The 8,758-nt window shown below is 35.3% G+C and carries 11 protein-coding genes and 1 pseudogene; all 12 read left to right on the top strand.

Features of this window, described 5'->3' with window-relative positions; all coding sequences use genetic code 11:
• Window positions 1–459 (top strand): hypothetical protein (locus tag A7456_RS10460; protein WP_158512521.1); only part of this gene is annotated, 459 nt, incomplete at its 5' end.
• Window positions 460–1,181: 722 nt separating this feature from the next.
• Window positions 1,182–1,436, top strand: a complete 255-nt coding sequence (locus tag A7456_RS10465; RefSeq protein ID WP_067010434.1) for a hypothetical protein — start codon at window positions 1,182–1,184, stop codon at window positions 1,434–1,436.
• Between the two features lie 276 nt (window positions 1,437–1,712).
• Window positions 1,713–2,621: a VENN motif pre-toxin domain-containing protein gene (locus A7456_RS10470; protein WP_197940285.1), complete on the top strand. Its 909-nt coding sequence runs from the start codon at window positions 1,713–1,715 to the stop codon at window positions 2,619–2,621.
• Complete coding sequence (locus A7456_RS10475; RefSeq protein ID WP_067010437.1) at window positions 2,618–3,082, top strand: hypothetical protein; 465 nt, start codon at window positions 2,618–2,620, stop codon at window positions 3,080–3,082. The genes A7456_RS10470 and A7456_RS10475 overlap by 4 nt, the downstream gene beginning before the upstream one ends.
• Window positions 3,083–3,147: 65 nt before the next feature.
• Window positions 3,148–3,561, top strand: coding sequence for a hypothetical protein (locus A7456_RS10480; protein ID WP_064602970.1), 414 nt, complete (start codon window positions 3,148–3,150; stop codon window positions 3,559–3,561).
• Window positions 3,558–3,935 (top strand): hypothetical protein, encoded by a 378-nt coding sequence (locus A7456_RS10485; protein ID WP_064602939.1) that lies wholly within the window; start codon window positions 3,558–3,560, stop codon window positions 3,933–3,935. Before A7456_RS10480 ends, A7456_RS10485 begins: the two co-directional genes overlap by 4 nt.
• Before the next feature lie 17 nt (window positions 3,936–3,952).
• Entirely contained in the window at window positions 3,953–4,282 is a 330-nt protein-coding gene (locus A7456_RS10490) for a hemagglutinin (protein WP_227547644.1), read from the top strand.
• 30 nt (window positions 4,283–4,312) lie between these two features.
• Window positions 4,313–4,714: a hypothetical protein gene (locus tag A7456_RS10495; RefSeq protein WP_064606688.1), complete on the top strand. Its 402-nt coding sequence runs from the start codon at window positions 4,313–4,315 to the stop codon at window positions 4,712–4,714.
• Window positions 4,715–4,846: 132 nt separating this feature from the next.
• Window positions 4,847–5,881, top strand: a complete 1,035-nt coding sequence (locus A7456_RS11800) for a DUF6862 domain-containing protein (protein WP_067010440.1) — start codon at window positions 4,847–4,849, stop codon at window positions 5,879–5,881.
• A gap of 588 nt (window positions 5,882–6,469) precedes the next feature.
• On the top strand, window positions 6,470–7,435 hold the full coding sequence (locus tag A7456_RS10510) for a VENN motif pre-toxin domain-containing protein (RefSeq protein WP_067010447.1): 966 nt from the start codon (window positions 6,470–6,472) through the stop codon (window positions 7,433–7,435).
• On the top strand, window positions 7,432–7,959 hold the full coding sequence (locus tag A7456_RS10515; RefSeq protein WP_067010450.1) for a hypothetical protein: 528 nt from the start codon (window positions 7,432–7,434) through the stop codon (window positions 7,957–7,959). The genes A7456_RS10510 and A7456_RS10515 overlap by 4 nt, the downstream gene beginning before the upstream one ends.
• Before the next feature lie 405 nt (window positions 7,960–8,364).
• Window positions 8,365–8,758 (top strand): annotated as a pseudogene (locus tag A7456_RS10520) (DUF637 domain-containing protein); the annotation flags it as partial.

Raw genomic sequence — 8,758 nt, forward strand, 5'->3', positions numbered from 1 at the left:
TATTATTTGCATGTTACTCAACGAAATGAGTGGAATAAAGACGCTGAAAGATTATTTGGAGAAAATCGTGGAGATTGGGTTATGATGAACGATGAAGAAAACATCTTTCATAATTTCAACAATCAGGGCGTGCCACAAAAGATGCCTAATGGTAATTATAGGTATAAAAAGTTTGTTCATAATAATGGACAAATGGAAATTATTATTGACACAAAAGACGGTATTTTAAGTGGTGATGACTACACTAGAATTGTAAGAGATCCAACCAATGCAGGAACTTATAATTATTATGGACCAAGACAGGATGGATGGAAGCATATTAAATATGATGTAGATCCTTATATTGATTTTGAAAATGGTTTGGGTGATAGGACTAGTTTAGACAATAGAAGGGATGTTCCAGCAACTATTAAGGGGATTAATATTGGGGTGTATCAGGTACGTATATGGGAAAATTGAAAGACCATCAAAGTACCCTAGCCATTAATCAATTTAATAAATCACAAGTAATTTGTGAAAATAATTCTGAGGAGTGTAAAATTGAAAAAAAGAAAAAATAAGATAATTTTTATGATATTTGCACTACTAATACTTATGTTTTTTGCACCAATAATTTATGTTTTTATAATGCGTATGATTATTGCTCTTGCTTTGTATCTTTAAATGAAATAGAGTTTTTGGCATTCATGCTAATATAGATCATTCAAAAATGATCTTTGGTAGACTTCCATCAAAAACAAGTTATCCAAAAGCAATGGGGGCAAATGGAATTATTGGTGAAAAAATAAGGCAAGCTGAAAGAAAATTTAATGAATCCCAGAAAACTTGCGAGAACAATTATGACTTATACAAAAAAGATGATTAGGTATTTTTGTATTATTCTTGCTGTTGGTGCTTTTATTTGGTTTTATTTTTATATGTTAGCTATTATAGGATTATTGCATAGTAATTTATAGATTTTATTCTGTAAAGAACGCTTAGCTATTTAGCCAGATTTTGGTAACGGAAATGGCGATAAGACGACTTATTATTCTCGTCATAGTAATATATCTGGTGCTGTTTTTGGCAAGTTGTCAAATAATAGCTGATACTCAGATCACACAAATAAGCTCATACTTGATACAAGTAGAGAAGATGTGATAAGAAAATTTAATGAAGTTGATAAGAAAAAAAGATAAAATATGGATACTGCAGATAAATATACTTCTTTATTTTTTTTAGATGTTTTTATATATATTTTTGCTTTTTGCTTAGCTCAGCATTTGGGAAATCCCTTATTGTTGGCAATTTATGTTGTATGTTCAATTGTATTATTCTTAATATTTTCTGCTTTTATAAAAAATAAAGATTTACCATTTAGTGTTTTTTTGGTTATCTTGTTGATAGTAAAAATGGGTTTCTTGGTTTGTTGCCATTTTTATTTTAGTATGGGTTAGCCTCTAATTTAGATTAATTTATGAAGTACTACACTTTAATTCTAGATAAGATCTCCATTGACGGAGAGTACAAAATGAGATTGATTTGCAGCTCACGGTAACCAAAGCTTTGACCAGAACGGACGAGAAATCAGAATCTAGTATGCCAAAAAAGCAGAAGACTACCGCAAAAAAGCCAAAGATTTAGCAGATGATAATCCAAGAAAAACAGAACTTGAAACCAAAGCCAAGCAAATAGACGACAGCCTAAGAATATTTGATGGCATCACCTCCGCCTTGTACGCTCCTAACTCAAATGGTATACTAGGCGATACAGTAAGAGCAGCAAGCCCAGAGCTTGCTTATCGTATCGGTCAAGAGTTTAAAGCACAAGACCAAGAAGGTTCAGCACAGCACCTTTTAGCTCATGCCATACTAGGTGCTACGGTAAGCTACGCCACGGGTAACAACATCACAACTGGTGCTTTATCAGGAGCGGGTAGTGAAGTGGCTGCACCTGCCTTGGCTAATTATCTATATGGCACCAAAGACCCAAAAGAGCTTACCCAAGAACAAAAAGACACCATCACCAGTATCATTACCCTAGGCACAGCCAGCATTGCTTATGGGGCAATGGGTGATGTCAGTGTTGCGGTGAATGCTTCTGAGGTTGGGAAGGGGGCGGTGGAGAATAATACTGTTTACATTAATAAGGGTAAAGCGATCGAAGCGGATCAGAATAAAGCAAATGAGATGACTAAAGATATTATTAGTGATAGAAATGCTGGATGGAGATTTCTAAGAAGCAAAAGGCAAGCCGACCTCTTATACCAATTAAATACCAGCAAAGATTTGGAAGTTCAAGTTGATGTTAATGATTTAGGTGAATTAAAAATAACTGGAGATTTGTGGAAAACCCTACCTGATGGCCGACAAACAATTATTGTCAGACCAACTACTTATAATGTATGGGCGGTCACAGGAAGCCTGACATTAGTAAGAAGAACTGATGGAACCTATGGTGTTTTTAATGATACCTATGATTTTGAAATGCATAATTCAGGTATTCTAGCAATCCCTAGAAACATTGAGACGGTTGTAGGTTCTCCAAGGTGCGCAGCAACGAGTGAGTGTACAGGATATCAAATTAAATTCAATGGTAATTTTGATAAAAATAAAATAAAAAATCTTAAGGACTTACAATGAGAAAATATATAGGATTTTTTATATTATTCCCGTTAATTTTTACAATAATTATTTATTCGTATAAACAAATCTTTTTTTTAGGAGAGACTCGGCTTAATGGTGATTATTATGCCATTGAGATGGATAATACATTTTTTGAGTACCTATCGCTAAAAAATGAAAAAGTAATTGGAGCAATCATAAACCGCACAGAGTATAATAATATTCACTTGATAATTTATACCGAAGGAAAAATATGCGATGAACCACAAGGTAGTATGTTTGAGTACTTTCCAAATGATATTATGTATGCGATTTTAGACAATACTGGAAATCTACTAGCATTTAATAATATAGAGGACTATCACTCCTATATATCCTTAAAAAATATAAAGATTGGAAATTTGCATATTAACATAAAAGATTTGTTTAAAATAGAACAAGCAAATCAAGCAGCAAAAAAGTCAGGTTGTATTTACTAAATTGAGTGTGGTGAAACAACCCTGTATGTATCATCTCTCCTTACAAAAAAAGCGATTGGATTGATATGGTTCATTTCTTATTTTATGCAAGTGAGGCATATAGCCATAAAAAGGAAATGATGGAAAATCCTTCCACCTCCTATTTAGGTCTTACGCAACAAGAAATAGTTAGTAAATCTATAAACCATGCGGTGAAGCGTGGTTATTTACAGGAAAAACTCGATAGTATAAAAGCCCCTCATTCTGCGTATTCATATGAAGATCTACCCTCCGATTACTATGGGGCGGTATTTGGTGCAAATCATTTTGACCCAAAATCAAAAATAAGTTTTGGTCAACAAATTTATAATTATTTTAAACAAGAATTAGATGTTAAGTCCCCATATCATGCACCAAACTACAATGATTTACCAGATATTGACAACAAAAAACATTCTGGCATTTTTAACAGAACTATTAACCCAATGTTTATACCATGAATAAAAAATATTTCTATTATTTCATATTTTGTTTGCTTTTATTTGCATCATATATGTTTGTATTAAAAGACAAAAAAATGTCAAAAGAAAGACTTCAATATCTTATAAATAAGATAGATGATTACAATACCAGTTATGGCACATACCCAAAATCAATAAATAATATCGGTATACCGTTAGATGGAAACAACCACAGAGAAAGTTTTTGCAATATGCATGAGACTATGCTAGATGGTTGGGGTTATTGCTATTACGCCTATTATGATGAATCAAATGATTATGTAATACATATATATTCCTACTTGTATATTTCCAGTTATTCAAGCCTCACTCAAGAAAAAGAAACATATTTATCTATCTATCAGGATATATAAGTGCCATCATCGGTGAGATGGTTGGGGATTGGTTAGTTACAGAAAAACTCAAACAAAGCATTGAATCAGGTGAGATAAAACTAGGCTCAGATGAGTACAACAAACTTCTAAATACTATCAAGATTACCGCAGGTGCTATATTGGATATACCTTATGATGATTTTCAAAAAGCCAGTGGCTCTTTACATGCTGGCGGCTTACTGGGTCTTATAAGACACAAGACAACTGGTTATACTTATGGTACACATCCTAGGTATGGTGAAATTGATTATCAATATCTAAGAAGTAAATATGGTTACGATTTTAAAATTAAAAATGGAGCAAGAAACTCAACCTATAAGAAATAGCATTAATTTTAACAACTGAGATATAAGATAATGAAAAACATATACTTTATAATAAAGTTATTTGTATTATGCAGCTTTGCTGTTATTGCCTATATAAGCATTGTGTTACTTTCTTATGAAAGTTATTATTATTGCAATGATAAAAATTGTTTGACATTTGTTGAGACAATAAAAGGAAGAGATTTGGTTGTTAAGGTTTATGATAAAAGAATTTATAGTAGATTACAGATGAAAAATAGCTCTTATATGGAGTTTTATCCAGAATATATTCCTTATTTTGAAGAAGACGATAATGGGAGATTTATTGTACACAGTGATTCTGAGCCAAAAATTGCAATAGGAGATATGAGTAATATAAAATTTGTTTTGTCTGGATACGAATGCTGCGGTACTCCATTTTATAAATTGAATTATTATATGATAATATTTTAATATGCAACTGACAGTGACACTATAAATGATAATATATCTCATAAACTTGGAGCAGGCTTAACAGGCTGTCTATCTGCCAAAGCGGCAGGAAATCGTTGTGAAGCAGGCAGCATTGGTGCTGTCGTTGGTGAGATGTGGGGTGATTATCAAGTAGATGACCCAAACACCCTAACCCAAGCACAAAAAGACAAACTCATCAATCAAGCCAAAATGATTGCAGGCATCACCGCTGCCTTTGCTGATACTGATGTGGCTGTGGCTACTGGTGTGGCAGCGGAGGCGGTGGAGGGTGGACTATTAGCAGGCACAACTGCTTACACCATCCCAAAGATTGATGAGTATCTAAAAGAGCAAGGTTTTGACAAAGAAGTCAGAGATACTGCCCTACTTGCCCTATCAGCAGGCATTGGTGCAACCGTTGGTGGTGATACTGCAAGTACTGCTAATAATGTGGGGCAGGTGCAGTGGAATTATTTGACGCATCGTCAGCTACAGGACAAAATCTCGTGTGTTGGTACAAAGAAAGATTGTGCAGCCCATGTGGCTAAATATGATGAAATTTCTAGACAGCAAGATGAGCAACTAAAAAACACTTGCTCAAGCAATCCAAATAGCACCAGTTGTCATCTCATGATACAAGACGCCTTGGAATATGTGGGAAAAAACAGAAATCATTATGGAAAAGCAAGCGACATTAAAACATCTACTCAGAATGTTTTATCAGTTGCAAATTCTAGTGGCTATCATACCATCAACACTCTAGACGAAAGAGCAAACTACTTTGGAGCAATGTATGGCTATACAGAGCAACCATGGTTTAGGGTAGCAGAAAAACATTCGAGAGATCAGCTGAATATAGCTGATAATACTGGTTTCTCTGATTGGATTTCTGAGGCTGGTGATGCTATTATGAAAAAAGGAAAACCAGAATTTCAGTATATTTACCAAAATCATGAGAATGAAGCAAATAGTTGGAGTTATACAAGATTGCACAATGAGCAATATGATCCAGCACTGCAAAGAATTCATGAAAAACATTACAATTCATGGCTGCCTACCACCCAATGGTACGTAGATCGTCAAGTTGGTGGTGAATTCTTAAACCCTCAACATAGGTTTAACACTGGCTGTAAAGATATGACTGAGGTGCAGGGATGTCAAGAATAATAGATGTAATCACTTTGTTATTACTGGTTATTAATTTTTACTATATGATAAGTTTAGGTATTTTTGGATTTTTTTTGTATCTAAAATTACTTATTGATATTTTTTTTAAAAAAATAGATAAAATTAATCAAAGAAAGTTGATTAACGTACTTTCATGTATAAGTGTATTTCCCAGTATTTCTTTGTTTTTGTTTCTTTTATTTGATTTTTTTGATGATCATGATTCTTTATTTGTTCATGCAATTAGATTTAGAAATATACAAGATGCTTTTTATGGAATGTCATTTATTATGCTTTGGTTTATGCCAGCAATTTTTTTATTACTAAGAAATTACATAAACAATAGCAGATTTTATATTAAATTTTCTCTAATTTGGTATGGAATAATCATGGTCTGCTTAGCTTTTCATATATATGGTGCAAGGATGCATATTTTTAAATTATTTTTGAAAAACTAAACCAAACTAATCATGAAAAATACTAAAAGTTGAACAAAACCCAAGACTCTTCGATGGCATCACCTCCGCTTTATACGCTCCCAATTCAAACGGTATCGTAGGTGATGTAACAAGAGCGGTAAGCCCACAAGTGGCTTATCAAATTGGACAATACTTTAAAGAAAACGAAATTAAAAACCAATCAGATGGCGGTAATAGACCCGAAGAGCAAAGCCCACAACACCTACTGGCTCATACCATCTTAGGTGCTGCGGTAAGTGCTGCCACAGGTAATGACATCGCCACAGGAGCAATATCAGGTGCAGCCAATGAAGCTGCTGCCCCAATACTGTCAAATTACCTATATGGCACCAACGAACCAAGCGAACTTAACCAAGAACAAAAAGACACCATCACCAGTATCATTACCCTAGGCACAGCCAGCATTGCTTATGGGGCAATGGGTGATGTCAGTGTTGCGGTGAATGCTTCTGAGGTTGGGAAGGGGGCGGTGGAGTGGAATAAAAGCAAAAATAGTCTACATACCTCTAAAGCGATCAACAATGAAAAATGCAGAAATGGAGATGCAGGCGCATGTGAAGTTAGAACTCTTGGTGATATTCTTGGGGAATATGCTGATAAGTATCATGATTTGACAATTTACTCAGTTGACCTTGGAGCGGTTTCATATACTGTCATTGTGAATAATAGAAATGGCAGTGTCTGGATTGGGGGCGTTCCTGAATCGGATAATTATCGTGCTGGATATGGCTTATCTTTAAATCCAAAAGATCTGATGACAACAATTAAAGAAGATACCAGAACAGGCAAAACGCCAAGAGTTTTAAAATCGACAATCGGTGGTTCTGTTCAGGTTGGAACTGTTGTTGGTGTAACCAAACCCGAAGAAGTTGATAAGGCTATTGAAGGAAGATCGCTTGGAGTACAAGGCTGTCATTTCGGCTGTTTGGGTATATCCAAAGGCGAAGGTAAAAATGGTGCAGTCATTGTAACCACAGGTGTTGGCACTACGCAGATTGGTGTTAATGGCAGTGTTATGCGTCAATTGACGGACAAGGAGAAAAAGACATTACAAGATTTGGGGGTTTTACGATGAATCTATTGACTCGAATTATGCAAGTTGTTGTGGCGATGATTGGTGCAATTGTAATTGGTTTTTATCTTTATCAAATTTATAAGCCAAAGCAAATTGACCCTTATCGGCAAGCCAATCCTTATTTGTATGATCGCAAATATTACAACGTACCAACCGAAGAGCAATTGAGGAAACTTATCGATGAATTGACGAATTATGACCAAAATTATGATCATAATTTTTACATAAAAAAAGCCAAATTTTCGCCCAGTTCTTTAACAAGGGGATGGTCTCAAGCTGATAAAACAGAAGAAATTAAAAAGCAAATAAATAAAAGGCAATTTATGCTATTAAAAACAGATAAAGGAGATGTGTATTGCAAAGGGGAAATTATGATTGAGTTTGGTATGGATTTAAATATTCGTACCCAAAAACGTTGGTTTTTCATATCAGTATCTTGGTCAAACGACAATGAGTGTCGCAAATACTGGTGGGGCGGCAAAAATCCAAGAGCATTGCGAGACAATCATCAGCCTGTACGTTAACGGACACACCAAGCCAAACTTGCCCTACAAGGCTTAGGCTATGGTACAATAACCCCAACTCATAAAACCAGTACCACCCGCACTGCCATCACTGACCAAGCAGGGCTTAGCCATATCAATACAGGTAGCTTCAAACAAAAGGAAGTTCAAAATCAGCTTAACCCAATCATTACCAATGACTTTAACAAAGAGCAAGCACTTAAAGAGTTAAATGCTCAGGTCACTATTACTCAAGCATTTGATACTGAACGCCGTGCCATTAGAAGTGAATTTGCAAAAAAAGCAGAAGACTACCGCAAAAAAGCCAAAGATTTAGTAGATGATAATCCAAGAAAAACAGAACTTGAAACCAAAGCCAAGCAAATAGACGACAGCCTAAGAATATTTGACGGCATCACATCAGTCTTGTACGCTCCTAACTCAAATGGTATCATAGGCGATACAGTAAGAGCAGTAAGCCCACAGCTTGCCTATCGTATCGGTCAAGAGTTTAAACGTAAAGACCAAGAAGGTTCAGCACAGCACCTTTTAGCTCATGCCATACTAGGTGCTGCGGTAAGTTATGCCACGGGCAATAACATCACAACTGGTGCTTTATCAGGAGCGGGTAGTGAAGTGGCTGCACCTGCCTTATCAGACTTCTTATTTAATACCAAAGACCCAAAAGAGCTTACCCAAGAACAAAAAGACACCATCGTCAGCATTCTAAACCTTGCCACAGTGGCCACAAATACTGTCGTTAACAATGGTGATATCAACAGCGACCAAATGGCGAATGATTTGAATGTGGGTGAGAATG

It is taken from the genome of Moraxella nonliquefaciens (assembly GCF_001679005.1).
GTDB classification, from domain to species: Bacteria; Pseudomonadota; Gammaproteobacteria; order Pseudomonadales; family Moraxellaceae; genus Moraxella; species Moraxella nonliquefaciens.

What these genes read in the sequence shown, in the direction of transcription:
- A7456_RS10465 (WP_067010434.1), top strand. Translation starts at nt 1,182, where the DNA reads ATGGATACTGCAGATAAATATACTTCTTTATTTTTTTTAGATGTTTTT.
- A7456_RS10475 (WP_067010437.1), top strand. Translation starts at nt 2,618, where the DNA reads ATGAGAAAATATATAGGATTTTTTATATTATTCCCGTTAATTTTTACA.
- A7456_RS10480 (WP_064602970.1), top strand. Translation starts at nt 3,148, where the DNA reads ATGGTTCATTTCTTATTTTATGCAAGTGAGGCATATAGCCATAAAAAG.
- A7456_RS10485 (WP_064602939.1), top strand. Translation starts at nt 3,558, where the DNA reads ATGAATAAAAAATATTTCTATTATTTCATATTTTGTTTGCTTTTATTT.
- A7456_RS10490 (WP_227547644.1), top strand. Translation starts at nt 3,953, where the DNA reads ATGGTTGGGGATTGGTTAGTTACAGAAAAACTCAAACAAAGCATTGAA.
- A7456_RS10495 (WP_064606688.1), top strand. Translation starts at nt 4,313, where the DNA reads ATGAAAAACATATACTTTATAATAAAGTTATTTGTATTATGCAGCTTT.
- A7456_RS11800 (WP_067010440.1), top strand. Translation starts at nt 4,847, where the DNA reads ATGTGGGGTGATTATCAAGTAGATGACCCAAACACCCTAACCCAAGCA.
- A7456_RS10515 (WP_067010450.1), top strand. Translation starts at nt 7,432, where the DNA reads ATGAATCTATTGACTCGAATTATGCAAGTTGTTGTGGCGATGATTGGT.